At 63.2% G+C, this 26,411-nt stretch carries 25 protein-coding genes; 13 read left to right on the top strand and 12 right to left on the bottom strand.

Going from position 1 to position 26,411, the window contains the following annotated elements; genetic code table 11:
* The first annotated feature begins 3 nt into the window (after positions 1 to 3).
* From HYG82_RS35470 to HYG82_RS35460, 3 genes are all read left to right on the top strand, one after another.
* Complete coding sequence (locus HYG82_RS35470; protein ID WP_179262055.1) at positions 4 to 921, top strand: tetratricopeptide repeat protein; 918 nt, start codon at positions 4 to 6, stop codon at positions 919 to 921.
* Positions 922 to 1,215 (top strand): DUF424 domain-containing protein, encoded by a 294-nt coding sequence (locus HYG82_RS35465; RefSeq protein ID WP_179262053.1) that lies wholly within the window; start codon positions 922 to 924, stop codon positions 1,213 to 1,215.
* A gap of 205 nt (positions 1,216 to 1,420) precedes the next feature.
* Positions 1,421 to 2,329: a succinylglutamate desuccinylase/aspartoacylase family protein gene (locus HYG82_RS35460; RefSeq protein ID WP_179262051.1), complete on the top strand. Its 909-nt coding sequence runs from the start codon at positions 1,421 to 1,423 to the stop codon at positions 2,327 to 2,329.
* A 154-nt stretch (positions 2,330 to 2,483) separates the two neighbouring features.
* On the opposite strand, the gene HYG82_RS35455 is transcribed toward HYG82_RS35460, so the two are convergent.
* Positions 2,484 to 3,359, bottom strand: coding sequence for an ABC transporter permease (locus HYG82_RS35455; RefSeq protein WP_179262049.1), 876 nt, complete (start codon positions 3,357 to 3,359; stop codon positions 2,484 to 2,486).
* A complete protein-coding gene (locus tag HYG82_RS35450) occupies positions 3,356 to 4,411 on the bottom strand; it encodes an ABC transporter ATP-binding protein (RefSeq protein WP_179262047.1) in 1,056 nt (351 codons plus the stop codon). The genes HYG82_RS35455 and HYG82_RS35450 overlap by 4 nt, the downstream gene beginning before the upstream one ends.
* A 102-nt stretch (positions 4,412 to 4,513) precedes the next feature.
* Between HYG82_RS35450 and HYG82_RS35445 the strand changes: the two genes are divergently transcribed.
* From HYG82_RS35445 to HYG82_RS35425, 5 genes are all read left to right on the top strand, one after another.
* Complete coding sequence (locus HYG82_RS35445) at positions 4,514 to 4,855, top strand: ArsR/SmtB family transcription factor (RefSeq protein WP_179262045.1); 342 nt, start codon at positions 4,514 to 4,516, stop codon at positions 4,853 to 4,855.
* Positions 4,856 to 4,860: 5 nt separating this feature from the next.
* Positions 4,861 to 5,178, top strand: coding sequence for a hypothetical protein (locus tag HYG82_RS35440; RefSeq protein ID WP_179262043.1), 318 nt, complete (start codon positions 4,861 to 4,863; stop codon positions 5,176 to 5,178).
* Between the two features lie 183 nt (positions 5,179 to 5,361).
* Complete coding sequence (locus HYG82_RS35435) at positions 5,362 to 5,733, top strand: DUF7521 family protein (RefSeq protein ID WP_235217714.1); 372 nt, start codon at positions 5,362 to 5,364, stop codon at positions 5,731 to 5,733.
* A 10-nt stretch (positions 5,734 to 5,743) separates the two neighbouring features.
* The gene (locus HYG82_RS35430) at positions 5,744 to 6,592 is read left to right on the top strand and encodes a sensor domain-containing protein (protein WP_179262041.1); all 849 of its coding nucleotides are present in this window, start codon (positions 5,744 to 5,746) and stop codon (positions 6,590 to 6,592) included.
* Between the two features lie 457 nt (positions 6,593 to 7,049).
* Positions 7,050 to 8,294 (top strand): aminotransferase class V-fold PLP-dependent enzyme, encoded by a 1,245-nt coding sequence (locus tag HYG82_RS35425; RefSeq protein WP_179262039.1) that lies wholly within the window; start codon positions 7,050 to 7,052, stop codon positions 8,292 to 8,294.
* A 231-nt stretch (positions 8,295 to 8,525) separates the two neighbouring features.
* Here HYG82_RS35425 and HYG82_RS35420 read toward each other — a convergent pair whose 3' ends face one another.
* Both HYG82_RS35420 and HYG82_RS35415 read right to left on the bottom strand, forming a co-directional pair.
* A complete protein-coding gene (locus tag HYG82_RS35420; protein ID WP_179262037.1) occupies positions 8,526 to 9,155 on the bottom strand; it encodes a hypothetical protein in 630 nt (209 codons plus the stop codon).
* 41 nt (positions 9,156 to 9,196) lie between these two features.
* Positions 9,197 to 9,403 carry a hypothetical protein gene (locus tag HYG82_RS35415; protein ID WP_179262035.1) on the bottom strand — a complete coding sequence of 69 codons (207 nt, stop codon included), beginning with the start codon at positions 9,401 to 9,403 and terminating at the stop codon, positions 9,197 to 9,199.
* A gap of 207 nt (positions 9,404 to 9,610) precedes the next feature.
* Here HYG82_RS35415 and HYG82_RS35410 point away from each other — a divergent pair, with 207 nt between their 5' ends.
* From HYG82_RS35410 to sufU, 3 genes are all read left to right on the top strand, one after another.
* Positions 9,611 to 11,440 carry a hypothetical protein gene (locus HYG82_RS35410; protein WP_179262033.1) on the top strand — a complete coding sequence of 610 codons (1,830 nt, stop codon included), beginning with the start codon at positions 9,611 to 9,613 and terminating at the stop codon, positions 11,438 to 11,440.
* Positions 11,441 to 11,660: 220 nt separating this feature from the next.
* Complete coding sequence (locus HYG82_RS35405) at positions 11,661 to 12,293, top strand: HD domain-containing protein (protein WP_179262031.1); 633 nt, start codon at positions 11,661 to 11,663, stop codon at positions 12,291 to 12,293.
* 89 nt (positions 12,294 to 12,382) lie between these two features.
* Positions 12,383 to 12,802, top strand: a complete 420-nt coding sequence (sufU, locus tag HYG82_RS35400; protein WP_179262028.1) for a Fe-S cluster assembly sulfur transfer protein SufU — start codon at positions 12,383 to 12,385, stop codon at positions 12,800 to 12,802.
* A 332-nt stretch (positions 12,803 to 13,134) separates the two neighbouring features.
* Here the strand turns inward: sufU and HYG82_RS35395 are convergent, their stop codons facing one another.
* From HYG82_RS35395 to HYG82_RS35360, 8 genes are all read right to left on the bottom strand, one after another.
* Entirely contained in the window at positions 13,135 to 15,066 is a 1,932-nt protein-coding gene (locus HYG82_RS35395; protein WP_179262026.1) for an IucA/IucC family protein, read from the bottom strand.
* Positions 15,067 to 15,069: 3 nt separating this feature from the next.
* Positions 15,070 to 16,542, bottom strand: a complete 1,473-nt coding sequence (locus HYG82_RS35390) for a lysine N(6)-hydroxylase/L-ornithine N(5)-oxygenase family protein (RefSeq protein WP_179262024.1) — start codon at positions 16,540 to 16,542, stop codon at positions 15,070 to 15,072.
* The gene (locus HYG82_RS35385) at positions 16,535 to 17,200 is read right to left on the bottom strand and encodes a GNAT family N-acetyltransferase (RefSeq protein ID WP_179262022.1); all 666 of its coding nucleotides are present in this window, start codon (positions 17,198 to 17,200) and stop codon (positions 16,535 to 16,537) included. The genes HYG82_RS35390 and HYG82_RS35385 overlap by 8 nt, the downstream gene beginning before the upstream one ends.
* The gene (locus tag HYG82_RS35380; RefSeq protein ID WP_179262020.1) at positions 17,197 to 19,221 is read right to left on the bottom strand and encodes an IucA/IucC family protein; all 2,025 of its coding nucleotides are present in this window, start codon (positions 19,219 to 19,221) and stop codon (positions 17,197 to 17,199) included. The genes HYG82_RS35385 and HYG82_RS35380 overlap by 4 nt, the downstream gene beginning before the upstream one ends.
* Entirely contained in the window at positions 19,218 to 20,783 is a 1,566-nt protein-coding gene (locus tag HYG82_RS35375) for a pyridoxal phosphate-dependent decarboxylase family protein (RefSeq protein WP_179262018.1), read from the bottom strand. Before HYG82_RS35375 ends, HYG82_RS35380 begins: the two co-directional genes overlap by 4 nt.
* Positions 20,780 to 22,153, bottom strand: a complete 1,374-nt coding sequence (locus HYG82_RS35370; protein ID WP_179262016.1) for a diaminobutyrate--2-oxoglutarate transaminase — start codon at positions 22,151 to 22,153, stop codon at positions 20,780 to 20,782. Before HYG82_RS35370 ends, HYG82_RS35375 begins: the two co-directional genes overlap by 4 nt.
* 472 nt (positions 22,154 to 22,625) lie before the next feature.
* Positions 22,626 to 23,657, bottom strand: a complete 1,032-nt coding sequence (gene radA, locus HYG82_RS35365; protein WP_179262014.1) for a DNA repair and recombination protein RadA — start codon at positions 23,655 to 23,657, stop codon at positions 22,626 to 22,628.
* 260 nt (positions 23,658 to 23,917) lie between these two features.
* Positions 23,918 to 25,096 (bottom strand): outer membrane protein assembly factor BamB family protein, encoded by a 1,179-nt coding sequence (locus tag HYG82_RS35360; protein WP_179262012.1) that lies wholly within the window; start codon positions 25,094 to 25,096, stop codon positions 23,918 to 23,920.
* A gap of 350 nt (positions 25,097 to 25,446) precedes the next feature.
* Here HYG82_RS35360 and HYG82_RS35355 point away from each other — a divergent pair, with 350 nt between their 5' ends.
* Entirely contained in the window at positions 25,447 to 25,743 is a 297-nt protein-coding gene (locus HYG82_RS35355; RefSeq protein WP_179262010.1) for an SUI1 family translation initiation factor, read from the top strand.
* Between the two features lie 134 nt (positions 25,744 to 25,877).
* Positions 25,878 to 26,357, top strand: coding sequence for a GNAT family N-acetyltransferase (locus tag HYG82_RS35350; RefSeq protein ID WP_179262008.1), 480 nt, complete (start codon positions 25,878 to 25,880; stop codon positions 26,355 to 26,357).
* Positions 26,358 to 26,411 lie beyond the last annotated feature (54 nt).

Genomic DNA, 26,411 nt, shown 5'->3' with positions numbered 1-26,411 from the left:
GTAATGACCGACCGAGACGACGAACGCGACCATCGGTTCTCCGAAGGTGAGGGGTTCGGCGACCCCTACGAGCAGTTCGATCTGGATCCGCCGGAACTGGGCGTCGATCCCTCGAAAGTCGATCCCGTGGACTCGCGCATCGTCACCGACACGCTCGATGCGCACAATATCGATCAGGGCGACGTCGACGCCACCGAATTGCTCGACGTCGGGTTGAACTACATGCAGATCAACCGCTACGAGCAAGCGACCGACGCCTTCGAGCGGACCGCACGCTTCGCCGAGAACGAGCGCCTCGAACAGGAAGCGTGGGTCAACAAGGGCGTCGCCCACGCCGAACTCGAGGAGTACGACGAGGCGATCGGTGCCCACCGCGAGGCGCTGCAAATCGACGACGAGAGCGAACATGCCGCGACCGCCGAGACGAACCTCGCCTACGCCCTCTGGGAATTCGGCGAAACTGCGCAGGCGCTCGAACACGCTGAGCGCGCAATCGAGATCGACGAACGGTTCGCCGAGGGCTGGTTCAACCGCGCGTTCTTCCTCTCCGAGCGCGGACTGGCAGAGGAAGCGCTGCACTGCATCGACAACGCGATCCGACTCGGCCTCCGCAACGCGAAGGTCCTCGAAGAGAAAGCCGAAATCCTCGAAGAACTGGGCGAGTACGACCAGGCCGAGGAAATCGCGGAGGAGGCAAACGGAATGCGCGAGCAAGCCGAACAACAGATGATGCAAGACCGCGAGGAACTATACAGCCAAGAACCGGGTGCCGCCGGGGCCGATGCAGGTGTCGGAACCGGCCCTCGAGGTACCGAACGTCGGTCACCGCCCGAGGGACAGGACGACCTCGGATTGGACGATCTCGGGATCGCTGATTCAAGCAGTGAGGACGATCGCGACCGCGAGTGGGAACTCGAATAGATGATCCTCAACGAGCGAGAAACCCAGGAAGGATTGCTCGTCGCCGTCTGTGACGAGGACGTTCTCGGCGAAACGTTCGAAGAAGGCGATCTTTCCCTGACCGTCACCGAGGAGTTCTACGGGGGTGACGAAGCCGACGAGCGGGCGATCGTCGAGAGCCTCACGCAGGCTGCAGTCGCTAACATCGTCGGCACCCGCGCCGTCGAACTGGCTATCGAGGAGGGTTTTGTCGACGAAGCGAACGTTCTCGAAGTGGGGCCGACGCTGCACGCGCAGTTGCTGCGGATGCAATAACTGGAACTACCGAGCCAGGTCTCTTTCGGTAGGGTCTCCCCAACGGCGGCGGACGCTGATATTCGATGGCACGTATCATACTGTTCTCGATATGGGAGTTTTCAGATCTGAATTACAATTATCCGCTACTGGTAGATATGTGCTAATTACCGTTCCATATTGTACTAATACTTTCTGTACCGTTCGGTATTGATTGAGCCGGCGTATGACCGACCCAAACGCAACGGACGACGTCGAAGGATCGAATCGAAGCCGCCCGACGACCCGCCGATCGCTTCTTACGAGTGGAGCGGCAGTGGCCGTGAGCACTGGTATCGGCACCGTCGGCACTGTCAGTGCGAGAGCAGACGATCCCTGTCCCAGCTCGCCCACCGAAGACCCGAGCGAGGAGGCACCGACCACCCCGGATGAAGACAATCAGGACCCACCACGCCGCGAATCGCTAACGTTGCAATCGAATACGGCGTACGAAACTGAGGTCTTCATCACCGATGCCGCACGTCCGGGACCGACGGCGATGGTCGTCGGTGGAATGGACGGGAACGAACAGGCCGGGATTGAAGCGGCCTCTCGGATCAGCAAGTGGAAACCGGAACGCGGGACGCTCGTCGTCCTTCCGGAAGCGGACGCGGTCGCCGTCGACCAACGAACGTACAACAGCCCGAGAGGGAATCTCAACCGACAGTTTCCGGCAAACCGGACGCCGACGACGCCGCTCGCGAGAGAGCTCTGGAACCTCATCACGGAGATCGATCCGACCGTCGTCATCGACTTCCACAGTTCGAAAGGAATCTGGGGTTCCGACCTCGGTCCGGACGGATACGGGCAAGCGATCTATCCGTCCGCAGTCGGCAACTCACGGCGAATCGCAGCGGACACGGCCGAGTTCATGAACGACGAGTACGTCGACGGCGCCTACCCATCAGCCTACCGCGTTACTGTCGGAAATACGCTCCGCGGGAACAAACCGAAGCTGATGCACAAGGTCGCCGGCGACCTCGAGCGGCCGGGATACCTCACGGAGGTCACCCGGTACGATACCTCGCTCGCCACCCGTATCGAGTGGACCACGGCGATGGGCGCCAGGCTGCTGCGGGCGCACGGAATCCGATAACCGCGAGACCGGGCCGACATCCGATTCTCTCGTCGCCGAAGTACAGCGTACCCGCGCTCGATCCGCCGTCACGAGCCCCGCTGCTCGTCGCCGTCCGGGCTTCCGTATCTCCCTCGAGGCTGCAGTGGGGCTTTGCGTGGGGGACGCCACGCCGTCACAGGTCCGTCTTCTGGAACCGGACGTAACCGATCGCGACGGGCACGACTAGCCAGCACAGCAAGACGACGACCCCGAACCAGTCCTGCAGGAAGAACGGGGCCTCTCCCGGGTATCGTTCGGCGGGTGTCATCCCGTAGGCCTCCATCGACTGGAGCCCGTACTGGAACTTGAAGGGGTAGATCGAGTTCTCGACGATGGAACTGGCCAGATTGGTGTACGCGAATATCGGATTGAACTGCTGGACGACGAGGTACCACGTTTCGGCCGCGACTGGCGGGCCCTCGTCGTATATCAGATAGTACGGCCCCGCGGTGAGAAGCTCCCACAGCGCGACGAACACCATGTAGAGGCCGACGACGATCGCCATCGATTTCCCCCGCGTAGAGACTCCGGCGGAAACCCCGACGGCCAGGCCGACGAAGGTCAACCCGAACAGCAGCGATACCGCGGCGAATCCGAGCCAATCGAGGAACGGAACCGAACCGAAGAGACCGGCTCCGAGGATCAGCGAGACGAGGAAGGCGAGCCCGACGGCGAGCCCGACGACACCCATCCGACCCAGCAGCTTTCCGATAACGACGTCGGTCCGATTCGGCGGCAGGCCCAGCAGGAGCTTGATACTCCCCGAGCGCCGTTCCCCGACGACGGCCATGTAACCGGCGATCAGCGCCGCGACCGGGAGAATGACCTGCAGCGGCATCCCGAGGAAGCTGAGTACCTCAGCCGCGGAAACGTCGTCCATCGTGTACCAGATCGCGACGTACCCGATGGCGACGAGCCCGACGAGGAGGCCGATCAACGACCAGAGGAGCTTCGAGCGACCGGCGTCGTCGAATTCCTTGCGTGCGACGGTGGGAATGTGTGACGTCATCGCGCCACCTCCCCTTCGATCCCGCCCCCATCCGCCGTCTCCGTTTCCGCTACGTCCGTATCCGTCGTCTCCGTTTCCGCTACGTCCGCATCCGCCCTGCCAGCCTCCGTTTTCGTCCCGAGGCCGTCGGTCACTTCGTCCGCATCGCCGTTGGTCAGCACCGTGAACAGCGACTCGAGCGAGACTTCCTCGATTCGTACGTCCCGAATCGTCGCGCCGGCATCCGCGAGCGCAGTCACGACACCCGCTTTCGCGACCGAATCGGTGACCGAGCACTCGAGCGTCCGACCGGATGCGGCAACGTCGGTGATTCCCTCGACGGTAGTGGCGACCGTTCGGTGTTCGTCGGCGGGCCCGGCGAGCGTAAGCGTCATGGTCGCGCCGCCACCGATCTCCTCGCGAAGCCCCTCGATCGTGTCGACGGCGACGAGTTCACCCTCGTTCAACACGCCCACGCGGTCACAGACCGTCTCGACGTGTTCCAGGATGTGACTCGAGAAGAAGACGGTCGTTCCTCGCTCGGCCTCGGTCCGAACGAGATCCTGCATCTCGCGGATGCCGTGGGGATCGAGCCCGCTCGAGGGTTCGTCCATAATCAGCAAGTCGGGGTCGCCGACCAGCGCCATGCCGGTCGCGAGTCGCTGTCGCATCCCCTTGGAGTAGTCGCCGGCCGGCCTGGCGGCGTCTTCGGGCGAGAGCCCGACGCGGTCGACGATCTCGTCGGGATCGTCGGCGGCGTCTTTCGTTTCGATGGCAAATTCGATGTGCCGGCGGCCCGACAGACGCGGGTAGACGTCGAACCCCTCCGGAAGGATACCGACGCGGGGACTGATCGAATCGGCCTCGGCCTGAGCGTCGTAGCCCAGAACCGTCGCTGACCCCGCCGTCGGTCGAGTGAAATCCAAAAGCATGTTGATCGTCGTCGACTTCCCCGCCCCGTTCGGGCCGAGGAAGCCGAACACCTCGCCCTCGTCGACAGTGAGATCGAGGTCATCGACGGCAGTGAGCTCGCCGTACTGCTTCGTCAAACCGGATGTCTCGATAGCAGTCATCCTACCAGCGACTACAGTCGGGCCCCACATAGACCGGCAGTCGCAGTTTCACAGTCGGAAACTGTGGACTCTTTTATATCATCTATCCTTACGAAGTCCTGTATGACCGACGATGAGGAGCAGGAAGTGCTCGCGTTACTCGACGACGAGTACGCCCGACGCATCCTCATCGCCGCCAGCGAGGAACCGATGTCCGTCGACCGACTCACCGATCGCTGTGACGCGTCGCCACCGACGATCTATCGACGGATCGATCGACTCGAAGCGAAGGGGTTCCTCGACGAGCACCAGGAGCTGGATCCAGATGGACACCACTACAAGATATACAGCACGCGACTCGAGCGCGTGGCGATCGAGATCGCCGAGGGCTCGATGGAGATGGACGTGTACCGCCGCGACGAAGCGCCCGCCGACCGGTTTACACGACTGTTCGAGGATCTGTGATCGCGATGAACGGGGCCCCACTACAGACTGTTTCGGACGGCTCGACGACTGTCGCGATCGCCGTCTTCCTCGGTCAGGCAACCGCGTTCGTGATCGCCTGCTGGATCGCCAAACGGTCCTACGACGGCTACCGGGACGCTCGCCGACCCGCGTTGCTCTGGCTCGCACTCGGCATCGCGCTGCTGGCCGCGGTGCCGACTGTCGTCCGATTCTTGCTCCCGACCGTGTTCGACGCAAGTTCGCTGACGACGAGCGTACTGGCGACTGCGAGCGAGATCGCCGGCCTCACGGCGATCCTCTATACCGTCTACGGCCGACCGTGAGATGGTCACACCCTGTGCGACGATCGACACAACCGCACCGACCGCACCGACCACTGCAACCGCGTCGATTGCACTACCCACTGCAACCGCACCGACCCCATTACCCACCACGGACCCGACGACGATGATACTGAAACCGTTCGACGCCGCACGCCCCGACCGATCGAAGACGAGGAGGTGTCGATGAGCGCGAGCATCGTATCCGCCATCGCTCCCGTACTCGAGGGACCCCGGGCCGTCGTTTTCCTCCTCGAGACGACGGTGGTCGGTCTCGACGAGGCGACGACGATCTTTTTCCTCGGGTTGGCAAGCGCCGTACTCGGCACCGTCGTAACGTGGACGGCCTATCGAGGGTTCGTTCGTAACGACAGTCAGCCGATGTTGTTTCTGGCCATCGGCGTCGCCTTCCTCACGGTCGTGCCGTTCGTCCTCTCACACGCGGTCGAACTGACGACCGACGCGGCCGACGCGACGGTATTGCTCGTCGTCACCGCCTGTCACCTGCTTGGCCTGATCGCCATCGTTCGATCATTTCGGCGACCCAATTCCGGGTGAAATCAAACGCATGTCACTGCCACTTGCCTCAGTCGAAAACGCACTCGCCCGCACTGTCTCGCTGAGTCGCCGGTTTCTCGGCGTCATCGGCCGCAAACAGACGTACGCCAACATCGTCTATTTGTTGCTCTCGTTTCCGCTCGGAATCGGGTATTTCACGGTCCTCGTCACCGGGGCCGCCATCCCGATCGGCCTCTCGTTTGCACTCGTCGATATGGCCACAACGGACCCGTTCGTACTACTGATCGCCTGGATTCCACTCACGCTCGTCCTCGTGTGCATCGGCGGTCCGCTCGCGCTGCTCGTCCTGTTTGCCACGGTTGAGTTGGCTGCCCTCGAGCGCGTTCTTGCCGATCGATTGCTCAGCGTTTCCGTCCCGACCTCGGCACCCCCACGGAGTATTCGCGATCGCGCGCGGCGGCTCGTTTTCGACCGCGGAACGTGGAAAGGCGTCGGCTACCTGTTCAGCAAGTTCGTACTCGGGACGGCTTCGTTCGTTATGCTCACCCTGGGTGGGACGTTTACCTACGCACTGGTCGCCGCTCCGCTCCACTACCGAAACGAGACCGTTGGAATCCACATCGGCGATCCAATCGAGTTCGTCCCCCAGCTAACCTATCAGCACGACGGATGGACCATCGATATCTCTCCGGTTACGCTCTCGATCGCCGATGGCGAACTAATTTCGCTGTACGTGGACTCCCTTCCGGCGGCGCTGGCCGTGTCGTCGATAGGCGTTCTCGTGGGCCTCGTCGTCCTCCATTTATTCAATGTCGTCACGCAACTGTACGCCCGATATACGGAGCTACTACTGCGGGGCACGCAGCCATCGATCTTCAGCGAGCCACCCGTATTTTAGGCCGTCAAAATTAGCGAAGATCGCTGGCTTGGTCTAGATCCGTCCATGCTGTTGGTGTGTGATTCCGCGGTCGCGTCGACTCGGTCGCCGACGACCACCAATATTGTTTGGGAACACTGGTAACTCCGACCAACTCGAAGCCGATATTGCGGCAGGGCACTCATAGCACGAGCGTGTCGCTGCCGTTCAGTTCCCATCCCCCTCACACCCCCGCTCCCCCCTTTGCATTCCACCCCCACTCCCCCCTTCGCATTCCACCCCCGCTCCCTCCTTCACATCCCGCCTCTGCTCCCCCCTTCGCATTCCACCCCTGCTCCCGGTTTCAGTCCGCCAACGGTGGAGGCAACTTCGCACCTCCGAACCGCAACCGGCTCGTATCAACAGTCGGTCGCGCAAGGAACGGTCGACGGGGTGAAGACCGAAGGAGTGTTTTGTGTGCGGACCATTCTAGTCACCAATGAGTCACCAGAACCTCGAGTCGCTCGACGTCGGAGCGATCCGGGACGAGTTCCCGATTCTCCAGCGGGAGTTCGACGGCCAACAGGTCGTCTATCTCGATAACGCGGCGACGACACAGACGCCAGATCAGGTCGTCGATGCGATGAGCGACTACTACCGCGGGTACAACGCCAACGTCCATCGCGGGATCCACCACCTGAGCCAGGAGGCCTCGATCGCTTACGAGGAGGCCCACGACAGAGTCGCCGAGTTCATCGGCGCAGACGGCCGCGAGGAGGTCATCTTCACCAAGAACACGACCGAAGCCGAGAACCTGATAGCCTACTCCTGGGGTCTGAACGAACTCGGCCCCGACGACGACGTCGTGCTGACAGAAATGGAACACCACGCGTCGTTGGTCACGTGGCAGCAGATCGCCAAACGTGCCGGCGCCGACGTCAAGTACATTCGGGTTACGTCGGACGGCCGCCTCGATATGGACCACGCCCGCGAACTCATCACAGACGACACCGCGATGATCTCGGCGGTCCACGTTTCCAACACCCTCGGCACAGTCAACCCCGTCTCTGAACTCGTCGATATCGCCCACGACCACGATGCGCTGGCGTTCATCGACGGCGCGCAGGCGGTTCCAAACCGACCCGTCGACGTCGGGGCCCTCGATGCCGACTTTTACGCCTTTTCCGGGCACAAGATGGCCGGTCCAACCGGCATCGGCGTCCTCTACGGCAAGCAGGACCTGCTCGAGGACATGCACCCGTACCTCTACGGGGGCGATATGATCACGAAGGTCACCTACGAGGACTCGACCTGGAACGAACTCCCCTGGAAGTTCGAGGCCGGAACCCCACAGATCGCCGAAGCCGTCGGCCTCGTCGCCGCAATCGACTGGCTCGAGGAGATCGGCATGGACCGCATCCGGGTCCACGAGGAGGAAATCGCCCGCTACGCCTACGAGCAACTCGCCGCCGAACCGGACGTGGAGATCTACGGCCCCGAACCCGGCCCGGAGCGTGGCGGTCTCGTCGGATTTAACCTCGAGAGCGTCCACGCCCACGACCTGGCCTCGATCATGAACGACCACGCGGTCGCGATCCGTGCCGGCGACCACTGTACCCAGCCGCTGCACGATAAGCTCGGAGTCGCGGCCTCGGCTCGAGCCTCGTTCTACGTCTACAACACGAAAGAAGAGGTCGACAAACTCGTCGCGGCCATCGACGACGCGCGTCAGTTGTTCGCGTGAGCGACAACTGACCGCGAGGAGATGTCGACGACGTCGGCGTGAACGAGCGACGTGAGTGCACGACGGCCAGCGAGAGTATAGCTCTCGCCAGGCGCGTCAGTTGTTTCGCTGACGCGCGAGGGATGTCTCGCCGAGCAAATCGAGGCACGGCTCGAAGCGGTTTGGCCGCTTCGTAGATGCGCGTCAGCTCTTCGTGTGAGGGAACGCTGACGGCGAGGGACGTCGACAGTCTCAACTGCGATAGGATTCGTACTGTTGACCGGCACTCTCCAGGAGCACCTCCCGGAACTCTTCGTCGTCGTCCAGCGTGGTCCGTAAATAGTACCAGATGGCCACCTGGACTACGATCCCGAGCCCAAACACGAACCAGTAGGTCACCGAGATGAGCTCGAGAACGCTCGTTCGAATGGTCGTTCCCGGTTCGAAAAGCGCTCCGCCGAGCGAGAGCGAAACGAGCGTCGCTCCCCAGGATGCCGACACGGCGATCATGATCGCTGTCTCGATAAACCACGCCGCAACGATCCCAACGATCGCGGCTGCGAGGACGGTGGGATCGACGAGATTGGACGGTTCGGACAGCGAGAGATCGGTAAGAACGATCGCGACGGCAGCCCCGCCGACCGCCCCAGGGATAGCGACGATCAAATACCGGAAGGATACCGCGAGCGCGATTCCGATGATCGGTGCCGCCACGAGGACGACGAGCCCCCACTGTCCGGTAGTCGCCTCGGACTGGAGGGAGACCACTCCGGCGCTCAGTCCGATCAGGAACCCGAGCGCATAGAGCCCTTCTTTGAAGAACAGAAACCCGCCCCCTGCCAAAAGGACGCCGAGTATCAACAACAACAGGTTTGCTATCATTGCCGTATCAGACAGTGATGTGGGACGTTTTACATAAACGTTTAGTATAATTTCAGCGCTGTTGAGATGCATGGTTTGGTGTCGTTCAGCTGTCGCTCGAACGGCGCGCGTATCGTCCCCACGTCGAGGTACGAACGACGATACTCGAGGTAATCGCTGGTCCGTTCGTTCGTCTGATCGTCGGGAAACCTCACTGCACTCTTGCCGTTGAGCGCGGTGAGCCCGCCTGTAGTGGAATCGTTCGTCATTTCAGCACCTACTGAGCCAATCATATCAGTGTTATTATGATAAACGAGTAGGTATAACCACATCGACTGTTTATATATTGGCTCTCATATCGGTGATTAATATTATCAATTACCATCGGTATATGGGAGTGAATGTCGAGTGAAAATTCACGGGCAGAGAGCGAATCCGACGGAACAGAAAAACTACCGACAGTTGGCCGCCGATCAATGCTCCGACGAAGCGGCGCAGGAATAGCTGGCCTCGGCCTGCTTGGAAACGCCATTGACGTTGCAACCGCGACGACTAATTGCGCCGACGGACCGTTCCAACAGGCCTACCCCGCTGGATCAGTCACGTTTAGTGACATTCCATCGCCAGAAGGCCCCAGTCCCAACCCAAACGAGAGCGCGGCAGACACGAACGTAACCCCCGCAGATCCAGAAAACAAAGACCGACTAGAAGGCGAACATGCGACGATCAAGGAGCAAGGGCCTCCAGGGCGCGCACAACGGGCCGAGTCCGGCATCGTACCGATGAATCGACCCGACGCAGGCGACGGCGGGCTACAGATTGGCACCGAATACGACGGTATCACTGTCGATGGAACCCGTGGTGGGGTACCATCTGATTCACAAATCGCCACCAGTCACGACAAAAACCTACACGCAGTCAACCGACAGGTAGCCATATTCGACAAGAACACTGGCGAACAAGAACTCACGGTCCGACTCGAGGATATCTGGGAACCAGTTATCGCCACCCCGGAGAGCGGGTTCGTTTCCGACACTCCACTCGTATTTGACCCGCGGGCACGATATGATCGGAAGGAAGATCGATTCGTCCTCTGTGCGGTACAACTCCAGCAAGGCATCGCAGAAGACGGGAGTACAATCGGACGCGAAGAAATCGAAGAAAGGTCGGACGGGCCTGGGAAATATGAAACGATGGGAGAAAGCGGTTCCAGCGCAGCTAGCGACCCCGATCCTCGCCCGCCAAAAGGATATTTCGTGGTCGCAGCCTCCGCGACGAGCGACCCAACCGGTAAATGGCACATCTACCGACTGCCACCGGAGGACGCCAACGGTCCCGACAATCTTGGATTGGTCGATTACCCCCAGTTAGGGCTCGATCGCGATGCGATTTATCTTTCACAGAACTTTTTCCCGAACGACGACAGCGACGTCTCGGTATCGATCGTTACACTCGACAAAGCAGCGATGTACGACGGCGACGCGGTCACCGCCCACCATTTCGATAATCTAGACAACCCGACTGACAGCTACCAGGATTTCACGGTTCAGCCAGCACTCCAGCCGTTTTCTGGCGGCAGTGACGGCACGTATTACTTCCTCAATACCGTGTTTCCCCAAACCGAAGACGCGCCGCTTGCGAGTACACTCACGCAGTGGGAACTCACCAGCCCGCTCGACGATCCGACGCTTCGCTGTTTCATCGTCGAAGTCGATTCGTACGCCAGTCCGCCGACCGCTGCGCAACCGGATTCAGAGAAGCCCATCGACACTCTCGGCCGTCGGCTCATGAACGTCGATTACAACGCCGAAACCGGGTCACTCTGGACCGCGCATGCCACCGCCATCAGCTGGAACGGGAGTGACGTCCGATCGGCCATCACGTGGTATGAGATCGATGCAGAGTCACGTTCACTCGTCCAGAGTGGTATCTACGGTGACCCCGGATCGTCGTATTTCATCCCAACGATTAACTCTGATGGTAATTCTACGGTCATCGCCCACAACGTGAGCGGCCCCGACACATTCCCACGAATGGATGTCGGCGGACGGACCGCAGACTTCAGCCAGAATGTCATCGAAGACGCCGTGGTCGTTCAAGACGGAGAGTCACACTACAATTATGACGAGAATTCGGAGTCGATTCGCTGGGGGGACTACAACGGGATTTCGGTCGATCCCGATACCGGTCGTTTCTGGACAGTGAGCCAGTATTCGCCCGACATCAATATTCCGCCCGAAGCCGGGCGTCGAGACCCCTACCGCACCCGTATCGCTGAAGTGTCCTTCGAGCAGAGAAATGAATAGGGTGGCACCGTACTGAAAGTTCAAGGGACAGGGGTGGCGCATCTCGTGTCACTTTTCCGCAGACGGTAATTCGAACAGTGGTCCAGTATTCGAACGCGAACGATGCCAACCTCCCTCGTGAACACGGTCTTTCGTGATTCGTTTGCCGATCGACCGTTCACGGTTGGCAGACGCGCATGGACGATGGCTATATTTTCCCGCCGCCGAAATACGTTCAACTATGCTCGAAGCAGTTCGCAACCGCGCCAGATCCTATTTCACGGATGCGTCACCGGCCCACGACTGGCACCACGTCCAGCGGGTCGAGGCGCTAGCTGAGACGATCGTCGATCGCCACGCAGAATCGGTCGACGAACGCATCGTCCGACTCGCCGTTTTCCTCCACGATATCGGCCGGAGCAAGGAGGATCGCGGCGAAATCGACGATCACGCAACCTGGGGTGCACGGGAATCAGGGCGGATTCTGCACGATTTCGACGAAGCCCCGAACGCGGTCGAGCGCGTCCAGCACTGTATCCGCGCACATCGATACTCGAACGATATCGAACCCGCAACGCTCGAGGCGAAACTCGTCTCCGACGCGGACAACCTCGACGCGCTCGGCGCGGTTGGTATCGCCCGCGTGTTCGCCCACGGCGGCGAAATCGGGACGCCGATACACGGGTCTTCCCGCTCGACCACCGGAGACGACGCCGGCACCTGTGCGACCCAGTACGACCACTTCTACGAGAAGATCCTCGACCTGCCGGAGCGGATGTACACCGACGTTGGTCGCGAACTCGCCGCCGACCGTGCGGCGTTCGTGCGGGAGTACCTCGAGCGATTCGACGAGGAGGTTACGGGAGACGCGTGACGGACGCGGAAGCCGACGGAACGCGGACGTGACCGTTCGTTTCGTCCCCGGAACCCTTTTACAACTCACTGGCCTATCCGCACACGACAATGGGACTGGGTTCGGATATGTACCGACAGCAGATCCTCGACCACTACAAAAACCCCCGGAACTACGGGGGGCTCAAGGATCCCACGTTTACCCACGTCGGCGAGAACCCGATGTGTGGCGACGAGATCCGCATGGACGTCAAACTCGACGAGGACGAGGAGACGATCGAGCGGGTCGCCTTCCAGGGCGATGGCTGTGCGATCAGTCAAGCCTCCGCCAGCATGCTCTCCGGCGAACTCGTCGGGAAAAGCGTCGACGAACTGCTCGAGATGGACCGCGACGACGTAATCGACATGCTAGGGGTCGACATTTCACCGATGCGAGTCAAATGTGCCGTCCTCGCCGAGAAGGTCGCCCAGGACGGCGCTGAGATCTACCAGGGCGAACTCGACGTGGAGAAGACGACGACTGAGGACTGACGCTACCCCGTTTTCTGTGTCGGATGTGCTCGCTGTGCGAACACGGCGCTCGAAGCGAAAGCTGGCCCAAAAGACCGGAAGAAGAACTCGCTTCCGCGCCCTCGTTCACGTCGTTCGCGAGAGCGGCGAATCGATGACGGTCGGCCTTCCCGAGGACGCGATTCACGTCTTCGATCATAGGTGGGAGGTCTTTTAGCGGGCGGTGTCGGATTGACACCGCCCGAGACAAGAGACGAGGGCGGACAATCCCCTCTCGCTTCACCGCTGACACAGCTACGGACGGAGCTCGCGTGGATCGAATACCCACGAACTCGAGCACCGTCTGCGCCAGGTCACCGCTCGGGTCCGACCTGGTACAGCGGGTTCGGGACGGTACCGTGTTCGATCGCGTGGGGCCGCTCGGAGAGGTCACCGTAGCCAACGTCGGCGATCCGGTTGCGGTTCAGCGTTAGCTTCGGAACCGTCGGCTCGAGCAGATCGAATAGCTCGAACCGGTCTTCGAGGTCGGGGAACCGCGCGTGATAGTCCTCGATCGCGGTCCGGACCTGTCCCCAGAACCGGTCCTCCGAGTAGTCGTGGTGGCGGACCAGCAAGTCAGCGAGATAGCGGTAGACACCGACGAGCAGGCCGTAGACGACGAACAGACGCAGTTCTTCCGGCGGTACCGAGAGGAGCACGTCGTCGAGTGCGGCCGGCAGGTCACGGAGTTCCTCGAGCGGCGCGTCGGCGACGTTGACGTCGTCGACGAAATCCTTGACGCCGAGCCGTGACGGCCGGTGGTCCTCGAGAACGAGGATCGTGTTCTCCCCGTGGGGCGAGAACGCGGTTCCGTACCGGTAGAGATAGTGCAGGAGCGGCGGGAGCATCGTGTCGAACAGTTCCTCGAGCCACGACGAGAGCGAGAGGGCGGAGCGTTGGACCAGTTTCGAGACCACCGGCGTTCCGTCTTCGACGTGTAGCAACGCAGCGAGGGTCATCGCCCGCTCGTCCTCGTCGATCAGGTCCGTGACGCTCTCCCGCCAGACGCAGCCAAGCAGTTCGGTGTACTGGTAGGCCGGCCCGGAAAGCGCATCGAAGGTCGGATGATCGACGTTCACGCCCGCGATTTCGCCGGGCAAGACGACCTCGCACTCGTTGCGCAGGAAGGGGTCCGAGTCGCGGATGCGTTTGATGTACTCCGTGACGGAGGGGGCCGCTTCGGTGCGCTCGCCCGGCAAGCCGCGCCAGACGAGCGTGTTGGAGATCTGCATCGGGAGCTTGACGTTGTGCCTGGCGGGCTCGTCGAGGTTGACGAACGTCCGGACAGACTGCATAGGCAGGTACTCGTTCGGACCCATCCCGAGCGGGACGATGTCGTCCGTCGCGATCTGTTTACCGAACAGCGGGACGATCGCGTTCTTCCACTGCCAGTCGTGGACCGGCAGGAACCGATACTCGTCCGGTTCGAGCCCCCGATGGACGAGTTCGTCGCGGAATCGACCGTACTGGCTCCCGAGTTCCGACTCGAGCAGGGACTCGTGGTCGAGTCCGTCGACGCTGGCGAACGAGGCCGTCTCGCGTGCGACGGCACACCAGGAGAGCCGAATCGGCTCGGAGCACTCCGGTGCGTAGTCGCGGTAGTCGTCGTACCCCCAGCCGACCCGGCCCTTGTTGAAGGTAAGCCACGGGTGGCCGGTCATTTCGCCTTCGATCTCGGCGTAGCTCATCTCGAGGATGGAGTCCGCGGGGCTGGCGGCATCGTCGGTGGCGCTGCCGTTATCAGTTGTATCGGCAACCTCACCGTCGGCGATATCACCGTCTGCACCGTCGACGTCATCGCCGGCGTCGATGTGCGCATCCGCGAGCAGCGTCTTGCTGTATTCGCGGACGAGGTGGCCGGCCGTAATGGAGTCCATCTCGACCGTCGGTTCGACGTCGACAACGAACTGGAGGGGGTCAGCGGCGGGTTCGAACCCGTCGCCCGCATCGCGTTCGATCGAGTCGACGCGAACGCTATAGCTGTCCCAGTACCGTTCGACGGCGTCGAAGCGGTAGCGCGTCCCCTCGAGATCGATCTCGTACCGCGTCCACTCGCCGTTTGGGCCGTCGACGTCGACCGGCTTGGGTTCGAGCATGTCCTCGTATGCGAACTCTCGAAGGATCTTCCCGAGCAGTTCCCGTCCGACGTCGTCCCAGCGGTCCGCGGTCAGCACGTCGTTCAGCCGTTCGATTCCGTCGAGTCCGTACTCCGTATCCGTCTCCGAACCTTGTCGTGCGTTTTGCATGAGTTACTTCGTCTCTATTGAAAGCGATCGTACAGCGTCGGTTCGAGCGGGCGCGTGGTTGGCGAACGCGTCGACGTCGAAATCCTGAAAGACGGTCTCCCGGTCGACGGGATACACCTCGCGGCCGGCCAGCTGGTCGATGATAACCGCGTTCCGGTAACAACCCAGACCGAGGTCCGGCGTTCCCACGCCGTGCGTGTGTATCCCGGCGTTCTGGACGAAGACGCGGCCGCCGGACCCGCCTGCGTTGCCGAGAGCACCGTCGAGGCGGTACGCCTCGTCGACGCGGAGTCGCTCCCGGTCGTCGAACGCAAGTCGATCGGCGATTGGCTCGAGAAACGCCGGCATCGGCCGGTGGTAGCCCGTTCCGAGGATGACGGCGTCGGTCTCGAGTGCGAACTCGCGTTCCTGCTGGCGCTGCTCGCACTCGAGCCAGTAGCTGCCGTCGACCCGTTCGACGTCGACGACGGCAGTCGTCGCGAGCATTCCGAAATCGGGCTCGCGGTCGCCGATGGATCGCTCGTAGAGGGTGTCGTAGATCCGATCGCTGGTCTCGGGATCGATCCCTTTGTACAGCAGGTCCTGTTCGGCCAGCAGGTCGTCCTTTCGCGACTGCGGCAAGTCGTAGAAGTACCGAGTGTACTCGGGCGTGAAGTGCTGGAGACCGAGCTTCGAGTACTCCATGGGGAAGAAGCCGTCCGAGCGGGTGAGCCAGTCGAGTCGGTACTGATGGGCCGACTGGCGCTCGAGCAGGTCGAGGACGACTTCCGCCGCGCTCTGCCCAGAGCCGACGACGGTGATCGCGTCGGTCGCGAGAACGTCGTCGCGGCGCTCGAGGAAGTCGGCAGTATGGAACAGCGAGCCGTCGGCGTGAGCGTAGGGTCGGGCGAACTCGGGCAGTGCGGGCCGTGAGCCGACGCCCACGACTAGATCCGCGGCGCGGTAGCAGTATCGCCGTCCAGTGTCGGGGTCGACGGCCTCGACGACGAACGTCCCCTCGTCGGACGGAGACGTCTCGGTCGTCTCCGTTCTCGATCCGTTCGGACTGCTATCCGCAGCCTCGTACTCGACTCTTGTCACCTCCCGTCCGAACCGCGTCGTCGGGACGCCCTCGGCGACCCAGCGGAGGTACTCGTCGTACTCGCGGCGGGGGATTTGGAACGTCTCGTAGAAGTAAAACTCGTAGATGCGGTCGTATTCGCGGACGTAATTGAGGAAGCTGTAGGGATTGGTCGGATCGGCCATCGTCACCAGGTCCGCGAGAAACGGCACCTCGAGCGTCACACCCTCGATCAGCATCCCCTCGTGCCAGGCGAACTCGCGGTCCTGCTCGAGGAAGACGGCATCGAGGTCGAGTTCGGGATCGGCACCGTCGAGCAACGCCGCAAGTCCGAGGTTGAACGGGCCGAGGCCGACACCGAGGACGTCGTAGTGCCCGCGGTCGATGACGGGACGTGAATCGCCGTCCTCAGTCATCGTCGCTCACCTCGGGCGATCGCGCGTCCGCCTCGGCGGCGGTCGGCGGCCAGATTTCGCGTTCGAATCGGTCCCGCGTGCAGACGGCGAAGACCGCCGTCTTGTCTTCCGCCTCGAATTCGAACTCCCGTCGGAGGTCCCAGCCACACTGTTCCGCGGTCGCGAGAACCGCCTCGTTGCGGGCGTCGGGTTCGGCGACGAGTCGGTCGGTCTCGGGATGGCTGAACTGGAGCGCCATCATCGTCCGAAGCAGGGGAGCCGCGTACCCCTCTCCGAGGTATTCCTCGGGACCGAACAGGAGGTGAACGCCCTGATCGGCGGGCTCGGCATCGTAGTACGCCGCCAGGTCGTCCGCGGCGGCCCAGTACCGTTCCCAGTAACTCATCGGAACGTGATCCAGACAGCCGACGTACAGCGTCCGGTGGTCGTCCGCGAGCTTTTGCCGGAGCGTCTCGCGAAAGGCGAGCAAGGGCTCGTCGAGATCCCAGTAGGGTTTGACGTGGGGCGAACCAAACCACGCGTGCAAGCGGCCGAGGTCACGCTCGAGCGAGACCGGACGGAACCCGATGTGGCGATCGATCGTCTCGTCGTAGTACTCGAAATCGTACACCGAGACGACAGTATTGTGCGGGCCGCGGGACGGGGATCGTGCCGTCATCGGCGCCCCTCCGGACCCGAGTCGTCGGACTGACCAACCCTGCCCGTCCCGTCGACCTGACCGGACTCATCCGTCCCGTCGACCTGACCGGACTCATCCGTCCCGTCGACCTGACCGGACTCATCCGTCCCGTCGACCTGATCTGTCCTGCCCGTCTCATTGGCTCGCCCGACTGATTTCGACGAGTCGACCAGCGGGTTCCGAACGTCGGCGTAGACCGACTGCTCGTCGAGCGAGGGCGCGTTCAGTTCGTCTAACCCGCGAAGCCGTGTCAGCAAGTTCGCCTTTCGAGGCACGGTCGGCGACTCGAGCAGCGGCTCCAGAATCGTCGTTCCCGGCCGGTCGAACTCACTGAGAGAGTCGAGTTCCTCGCGGAGTATCGGAAGGAGCACAGCTTCATCGACCAGTCCCGCGGTCCCGAAGGCGTTGATGACGCCGATGGCGTTGTTGAGCACGACGTAGTAGCGGATTCGCTCGTCTGCGACGTCGTCCGGACAGATCGAGTTCGCCCGGCCGCCGATTCCGGGGAGGTACGTTTCGAGCCGATCGGACGCGCTCTCGGGGAAGTAATAGCCCTGATTGTCACGATAGCGGAACTCGGCGGGGTAACCGGCGTCGGAAAGCGTGAGGACGCTGTTTTGCTGGTGCGCCTCGAGACCGATCCCCTGCTCGAGGTAGAGCCACAGGAGCGGCCGGACCGAGATTTCTAGATACCGGCGGAACCACTCCTCGCTGACGGCTGCGGTCTCGCGGCTCTCGCGCTCGGCGATGGCCGCGATGATGCGACCGAGACGGGACCGGCCGTCACCGATCGCATCTTGGCAGAGCGCGACGACGGGCGTCGCCCGCCGAGCGTCGTCGCCGCGGAACGGATTTGCCCGGAGCACGGCCTCGAAACCGGATTCGTCGCCATCGACACCCAGCGCGTCCGGATCGATCGTCATGTACGCTGGGTCGCGGATCACGTCGAACGCTGGGAATCGGTCGCGTAGTTCGTCGCCGAATTCGGTCGCCAATAGCGCCGAAATCGCGACGCCGCGCTCGAGTTCCGGGCGCTTGTTCGTCCGGATCGAGTTGGTGATCTCGACCGCGAGCGATCCCTTGAGCATAAACGGCGAATCGGGCGCGTACAGCGTCCGCACCGAGGAGGTCGGGTGGAACTCCCGCCCCAGCGGCCCGAGGGACTCGAGGCGACCCGCCGCGACGAGGTCCCGGACGGCCGGTCGATCGAGTAATCGCTCCGCCTGCCACGGGTGAACGGGCAAGAGGACGTCGTCGGCTGCGAGGTACCCGTCGAGGACCGACTCGGCGACCGTCGGATCCGCCCGCAACGCATCGCGGACCCATTCGGCCGCGGATTCGTCGCAGGCGGACTCCGCCTCGACGATGTCCGGATCGGCGCGGACGTAGTGCAACTGGAACGAGCCCTCGAGTTCGGGAGCGTACCGTTCGGCGGTGCGTTCCAGTCCGCGGCGACTCTTCGGAGTCGGATGGCGCAGGTGGCCGAAAACGAGCGACTGTTCGGCCTCGCAGAAGGCAAACGACTGTCCGTACAGGGTCGCGTCGTCGTCCGCGCGAGCGTCGACGAACCGCTCGATGTTCCGACAGGATCGGACGACCCGTTCGACGAGGTCGTCGCGGTTCCCGTCGACACCCCGCTCGAGTGCGAGTTCCTTCGTCACGAGCGTCGCGAGCGTGACGTAGTCCAGTTCGACCGGTTCACCGTCGCTCTCGGCCCGGTAGTAGGCGGGCAGGTCGAACAGATGACGGTCGGTGGGGGAGCGGTAGTCGACGGGAACGACGAGCGCTAGCCCCTGGTTCGGGAGTGGACACCGGAGGGCGAGCCCGCTCGACGGCTGGCAATCGACGGGTGCGTCCGCGGCCGGGACGAACTCGCCGGCACCGGTCTCGTGACAGTAGCTGTTCAGGAAGCTGTGCACCGACGCATCGCGGGCGACGCGCGTCGGGTCGATGCGGTCCTCGTCGGTCGTCGTCGTTGCCGTCGGCTGTCTAGTTGTCATGTCGGATCGAGCACCTCGCATTCGAGCGTCTCGCCCCGGTCGACGACCGTCTCGAGAGCGTCTCGGAGGTCCGAAAGCGTCGTTCGGGGGTTCAGTAGGGTCATTTTCAACGCCGCGATACCGTCGATTTCCGTGCGAGCGAGAAGCACCGCATCGTCGGCCAGCAGCTCGTCGCGGAGCGTGCGGTTCACGCGGTCGACGTGGGCCAGCTCGCTCGAATCGGTCCGCCCGCTCGGTCGGTCCGGACGGTATCGAAAGACGACCGCGCTCAGTTCGGGCTCGCAACACAGTTCCAGCGCCGGTTCGGACCGTATCTCGGCTGCGACCGCGTCGGCGAGGTCGCAGACGTACTCGACGCAATCGGCCAGCCCCGACCGTCCGAGCGCGTTGAACGTCACGAAGGGCTTCAGCGCATCGAATCGGCGGGTCGTCCGCAACGATTTCGAAACGAGGTTCGGGACCCCCGTCGACTCGTCGCGTTCGGGATTGAGGTAGGCCGCGTTCCGCTCGAGCAGCCGATACCGCTCCCCGTCGCGGAGGAGGAAGGCCCCGCAGCCGATCGGCTGATAGAACAGTTTGTGGAAGTCGACGCTGATCGAGTCGGCGCGATCGATCCCCGCGAGCTTCGGGCGGAGTCGATCGCTGATCGCGCACGCCCCGCCGTAGGCGGCGTCGACGTGGAGCCACAGGTCGCGGTCGGCGGCCCGATCTGCGAGCGCCGAAAGCGGGTCGATGCTGCCGAAGTCCGTCGTCCCGGCGGTGCCGACGAGCGCGAACGGACGGCGGCCGTCGGCCTCGAGACGCTCGAGGGTCGCGTCCAGCGCGGACAGATCGATCCGGCGGTCGTCGTCGGTCGGAACGGTAACGACCGCGTCGTCACCGAGTCCGAGGAGGTGGGCTGCCTGTTCGGTCGTGAAGTGAGCGGCATCCGAGCAGAGGACGCGGAGGTCGGCCGCCTCGGGCGGCAATCCGGCCGTCTGGACGGACCGGTCGAATCGCGTCTCGCAGTACCAGTCGCGGGCCAGAAGCAAACTGAGGACGTTCGACTCCGTCCCGCCGCTCGTGAACACGCCGTCGGCACCGGATGGATACTCGAACAGATCGCAGCAGACGTCTATGACGCGTTCTTCCAGGACCGACGCCGCGGGGGCCTGATCGAACGAGTCCATCGACTGGTTCGAGCCCGAGAGCAACACTTCGGCGGCGAGCGCAGGAATCGCCGGCGGACAGTGGAGATGGGCGACGCAGCCGGGGTCGTGAACGCGAACGGAGCGATCGAGTATTTCGTCGGCGACCGTCTCGAGGACGACCTCGACCGACTCGCCCTCGTCGGGGAAGACGGCCAGTTCATCCAGCTGCTTCCGAAGCGCCTCGGGATCGGGCCCCGAATACGGGCCCTCGGCCGTCGCGAACGACTCGACGAGAGCGTCACGCGCCCGACGAATCGCGTCCTCGTACGCGGCGTTGCCGTCGGGATGGCCGAGAAAGGCATCCGCGGCCGCGGGCGGCGTTGGTGCGTCGGTTCTCGGGCGGAGCGACTCCGCACCCTCGTCGCCAGTCATGCTCGCGTCTCCGCGCGATCACGGCCGCGGGAGTGGGCCGATCTGACGCTTTCGTAAACGATGTCGCCGACGTCGTCGATCTGCGAGGGCGAAATCGAAAGCGGCGGGAGCAATCGGACGACGCTCCCGTGGCGACCGCCCGTCTCGACGATGAGTCCGCGTTCGAACGCCGCCGTCTGAACGGCCGACGCGAGGTTGCCGTCGGCGGGGTATCGCCCGAGCGAATCCGTCTCCCCGTCAGGATCGACGAGTTCCATCCCGACCATGAGCCCGCGGCCGCGGACGTCGCCGACGGCCTCGAACGTCCCGGCCGTCTCCTCGAGGTGCGCCTGAAGCCGTTCGCCCATCGCCGCGGCGTGGGTTTCTAGGTCGTGTTCGAGGACGTACTCGATCGTCGCCGCGCCGGCTGCCATCCCGAGCTGATTTCCGCGAAACGTGCCCGCGTGAGCGCCGGGCTCCCAGATGTCCAGCGATTCGTCGTAGACGACGACCGACACCGGGAGTCCACCGCCGATCGCCTTCGAGAGCGTCAGCACGTCCGGGACGACATCGGCGTGTTCGACCGCGTACAGTTCGCCGGTGCGACCGAGCCCGGTCTGGATCTCGTCGACGATCAGCGGGATGTCGTGTTCGCGCGTGATCCGACGCATCGCTCGGAGCCACTCGTCGGGCGCCGGCACGACACCGCCTTCGCCCTGGACGGGTTCGAGGATCATCCCTGCGGGGTCGACGATGCCGCTGTCGGGATTCGAAAGCGTTCGCTCGACGTACTCGGCGCTCGTCTGCCAGCAATCCCCGCCGCCGAGTCCGAACGGACAGCGGTAGGCGTACGGATACGGCGCGTGATGAACGTCGGAGACGTGCCCGGCGATCGGCTCTCTGGGTGCCGTATCACCCATCAACTCGAGTGCTCCCCGTGTCATCCCGTGGTAGGCCCCCTGGAAGGCCACCATCGATCGGTTTCCCGTGGCCGTCTTGACGAGTTTCATCGCGGCCTCGACGGCGTCCGTCCCGGCAGGACTACAGAACTGGACTTTCGCGCTCTCGGCGAACTCGTCGGGGAGGCTCTCGAGCAGGCGATCGACGAACCGTTCCTTGATCGGCGTCGTCAGGTCGAGCGTGTGCATCGCTCGGTCGCGCTCGAACAACTCCTCGAGGCGCTCGACGATCGCGGGATGATTGTGGCCGAGCGCGAGCGTTCCCGCACCGGCCAGACAGTCGATGTACTCGTTCCCGTCGACGTCCTCTACGATCGCGCCCTCGGCGCGTTCGATCGCGAGCGGGAGCGACCGGGGATAGGTTCGCGCGTTCGACTCCCGACGGGTCTGCTGTTCGAGGAGAGCGTCGGCCGACGATCCGCTAGCAGTCACGACAGCTCACCCTCCGTCCGCCGACGATACGTTCCCGAAGAACGTTGTACTATCGTTCGATGCATTCGAACTTTAGGTTCGCCTAAACCAATAAAAGCGTATCGGTTTTTAGGTAGACCTAAAATTTGAGGGGCGAAGATCGTCCGAGGAAACGACGACACAGCGCGGCCGACGTCGAAGGCACCGCGGTTCGACGTCACGCGATCTCCGGCACCCGGACCCGACGTCCGGCCGACCGATCGCTTCAGCCATGATCGCCGCCTCGAGAGGCGATCGGCATCGTGGTACCGCGGGTCGCTGTCGCTCAGCGGGTTGTTGTGGCCCCATAGATCGAGATCGCAGCGTGAGTCTCCGTCGATGCCGGTCGATGGAATCCGAATTGCCGCCGACGGACGGCACGGTGGCCACAGTAACTCGGTAAAAAAGGGAAAACGATGACGTCGAAATCAAACGGGAACGAAACGGCAGGTCGTTACTCCGGCTTCAGTCCGCCGTCCTGAACGCGCATGACAGCCTCGCCGTCCGCGAGGTTCGGCGCGTCCACCAGCCGGACGATACGCTTGTCGCCCTTGGACTTGCGGAGATAGATCCGGAAGGTGGACTTGTGACCCAGAATGTTGCCACCGATCGGCTGCGTCGGGTCGCCGAAGAACGAGTCGGGGTTCGAGGCGACCTGGTTCGTGACGATGACGGCGCAGTTGTAGAGGTTGCCGACCTTGTCTATGTCGTGCAGGTGCTTGTTGAGCTTTTGCTGGCGGTTCGCGAGTTCGCCCCGGCCGACGTACTCCGCGCGGAAGTGCGCGGTCAGCGAGTCGACGCAGAGCAACCGAACGGGGTACTCCGAGTCCTCGTGTTCGCTCGCGAGTTCTTTGGACTTCTCGGCGAGCAGCATCTGGTGGTTCGAGTTGAACGCCTTCGCGACGTGGATTTTCTCCAAGACGTCGTCGACGAGTTCGTCGACCGCCGCCTCGTCGTCGGCCGATCCTTCGATCTCGCGATCCGCGAGCGTCGCGTCGATGGTGTCGTCAGGTAGGCCGCGGACCATGTCGTCGATCCGCTCGGGACGGAACGTGTCCTCGCTGTCCACGAAGATGGCGCTCCCGTGGAGGCCGCCGACCTCCTTCGGAAGCTGGACGTTGACGGCCATCTGGTGGGTTACCTGGGACTTGCCGGCACCGAACTCGCCGTAAACCTCGGTGATCGATTGCGTTTCGATTCCGCCGCCGAGCAGGTCGTCGACTTCGTCGATGTGCCAGCTCAGTTTGCCGATTTCGTTTCGGCGCTCGAGTACCGTCGACCCGGTTTCGAAGCCGCCGACGTCGGCGGCGTCGCGAGCCGCGTTGACGATGTCCGCCGCGGTGGAATCGCCGACATCGGCCGTGTTCGATAGCTCCGACGGAGAGGCGACGGCCAGACTCTGGAAGGAGTCGAAGCCTGCATCGTGGAGTTTGTCTGCGGTTGCCGGTCCGACGCCGGGGAGCGTCTCGAGATCTGCTTCGGGCATACTCCACCGTTGTGCCGGACCCCCCATAAAGCCTCGTTAACAGGAGAGTGGAAGTGAAAGTGCAAGACTGCGGCGGGAGGTGTGACAGCGACTTTCCGGTTCAGACGGGAACGAACGCGACAGTGAAGCAACCGGCCGACCGTCGGAAAACCGAAACCGAAACCGAATAGCGCCGAGACCAGCCGAAGTCCGAAATGAACGAGGTCCAAAATCCAACGAGCCGAAACGAACGGATCTGACTGGAACCCGACTCAGCGTCCTCAGTCGTCGGTCTCCCACTCGAGACAGCGGAGGCGGCCGTCGTCGGTACCGACGACGAGTCGACCGGGCGCGACCGCGGGCGTGCCCGCGATGGCATCGTCGGCCCGGAAGTGCCAGCGAGGGTCGCAGTCGTCGACGCCGATTCCGTACAGCGAGCCGTCAGCATCGCCGACGCAGACGATGTCGCCGACGACGACGGGACAGGAACGGACGGGGCCGTCGAGTTCGATTCCCTTCCGCGAGAACAGCCAGCCGCGCAGTTTGCGGCGGCCGACGGTCGTGTCGGTGACGTGCAAATAGCCGTCTGCGCCCCCGACGAACGTCGTCTCGGCTGCCGCGAGAACGGTCGCGGACGTCGTAAGCGAATCGCGAATCTCGTACGTGAACCACGACTTGCCGGTGACGGCGTCGAGCGCGAGCATCGTTCCCCCGTCGTCGCCGACGTACAATCGATCGGCCGCGACGGTCGGTCCGGCCGTGACCGCCCCGGCAGTCGGCGCGGTCCAGACTTCGTCGCCAGATTCGGCTTCGAGTGCGAGTACCGTCCCGTTTGCAGTCCCTGCGAACACCCGTTCGTCGATCCATCGGTCGGCTGTCTCTGACCGGTGATCGTCGTCGAACAGATCCGAGTCCACCGTACCCGAAAGCTGATTCCGGGACGATCGATTTCGATCGACCGCACGCCCGTCGGCGGTCGCCGGACAGCCGACTACGGCCGACTCGGTCTCGAACGTCCAGCGTTCCGCGCCCATCTCGGCCTCGAGCGCGGTCAGACCGTCCGCGTGGCCGGCATAGAGACGTCCGTCCGAGAGGGCGAGGGCGGACTCGAGGGCACCCGGAAGCTCGACCCGCCATTGCGGGTCGCCCGTCGTAGAATCAAGCCCGTAAACGGTTCCGTCTGCCGTCGCCAGATACAGCCGGTCGCGGGTGACGACCGGCGTCGCGTCGGTCGCGACCGTCGTCTCGAAGGTCCACCCCCGCCGGCCCGTCTCGGCCTCGAGCGCGTAGCAGTTCCCGCGGCTCGTGCCGACGTAGACGGTATCGCGGTCGAGGACGGGCGATCCCGGGATGCCGACGAGGTCGGTCGTCCAGCCCTCGACGACGCGTGACGGCCCCTCGAGGTCGCGCCGGAGTCCCGAGTTGTGCGGATCGCCCTTGTACTGGTTCCACTCGATCACGACGTGAGGATACCGACCGAACTGCCATAACGATGGGTGGATGCGACGGCGCTGTCCGCGACAACAGCGAGTCGTGGCGGAACAGTAGTGTCCGGCCATCGACAGCAAATCCGAAATGTCGGACGGGTCCGGCAGGTCAACGGGTCAGCGAGATGGAGGGGGCGAGCGCGAGGTGTACCGTGGAGACAAATCGCTCCGCTGCAGCCTTCCTCGGCGAACCGGTCTCGAGGAGCATCGACACCGTACGACGGTCACGCGCCGATTTGTCGAACTGACAGTCAGTGTTGATATACGGCGTCCATTGCGAAGGCAGGGACAGGGCTATTCCCGTTCGCAACCCATGCCAACCCATGGCAGAGGAAGACGACCTCGACGACCTCCTCGAGGAACTGGACAGTCAGGGCGATCTCGAAACGTCCCAGCAAGTGCTGTCGCTGCGAACGGAGAGCCGGCGATACGACAAACCGGTGACCATCATCGACGGATTCGACCTGCCCGACCCCGAAATCGAATCGACCGCCTCGGATCTCAAGAGTGCGCTGGGAACTGGCGGAACGGTAGACGAGGGCCGCATCGAACTACAGGGCGACCATCGAGACCGCGTTCCGGAACTGCTCCGCGATAGAGGGTTCGACGTTCGCGAGTGACCGCACCCGGCCGCCGGATCGGCAGAACCGACCGCGGGGACTCGCCGCATCAACCCGACCGAACCGAGTCCCGTCACCGGTCCGGTCGCCGCAGCGGGAGCGAGTTATTTAAGCCTCTCATCGCAAGTACGTGTATGAACATCCGATCCGCACGAGCCGACGATTTCGACCCCATCACGGCCGTCGCTCGTGCCACCTGGCACGACACCTACGACGAACTCGAGACGGACGTGATCGACCGAACCGTCGACAACTGGTACACCACCGATTCGATGCCCCTCGAGGCGCCGGGGACGGTCGTCCTCGTCGCTGAAAAGGACGACGACATCGTCGGCTTTACGCACGCAGTCGCCCAGGGCGAAAGCGCCGACATTCTCCGCATGTACGTCCACCCGGACCATCAGGGGGAGGGAATCGGCTCGAAACTCCACGAGCGACTGATTACAGACCTCGAGGCGTACGACGTCGACCGGGTCCGATCGATCGACTTCGCGTTCAACGACACCAGCCGCGCCTTCTACGAGGGACTCGGTTTCGAACAGACCGACGAAGGTGAAGTCGAAATAGACGGCGAGAACTACCCGGAAGCGGTCTACACGCTCGAATTGTCGTAACGCGGATTCGGCCGGTCCCGGTCGTCCGAAGGACGAATTTTCCCTCCGGTAGAC

Origin of the sequence: Natrinema halophilum (assembly GCF_013402815.2) — an archaeon.
Lineage (GTDB): Archaea > Halobacteriota > Halobacteria > Halobacteriales > Natrialbaceae > Natrinema > Natrinema halophilum.
The sequence above is the reverse complement of the archived record's forward strand: the minus strand, read 5'-3'. Positions and strand labels throughout refer to the sequence as shown.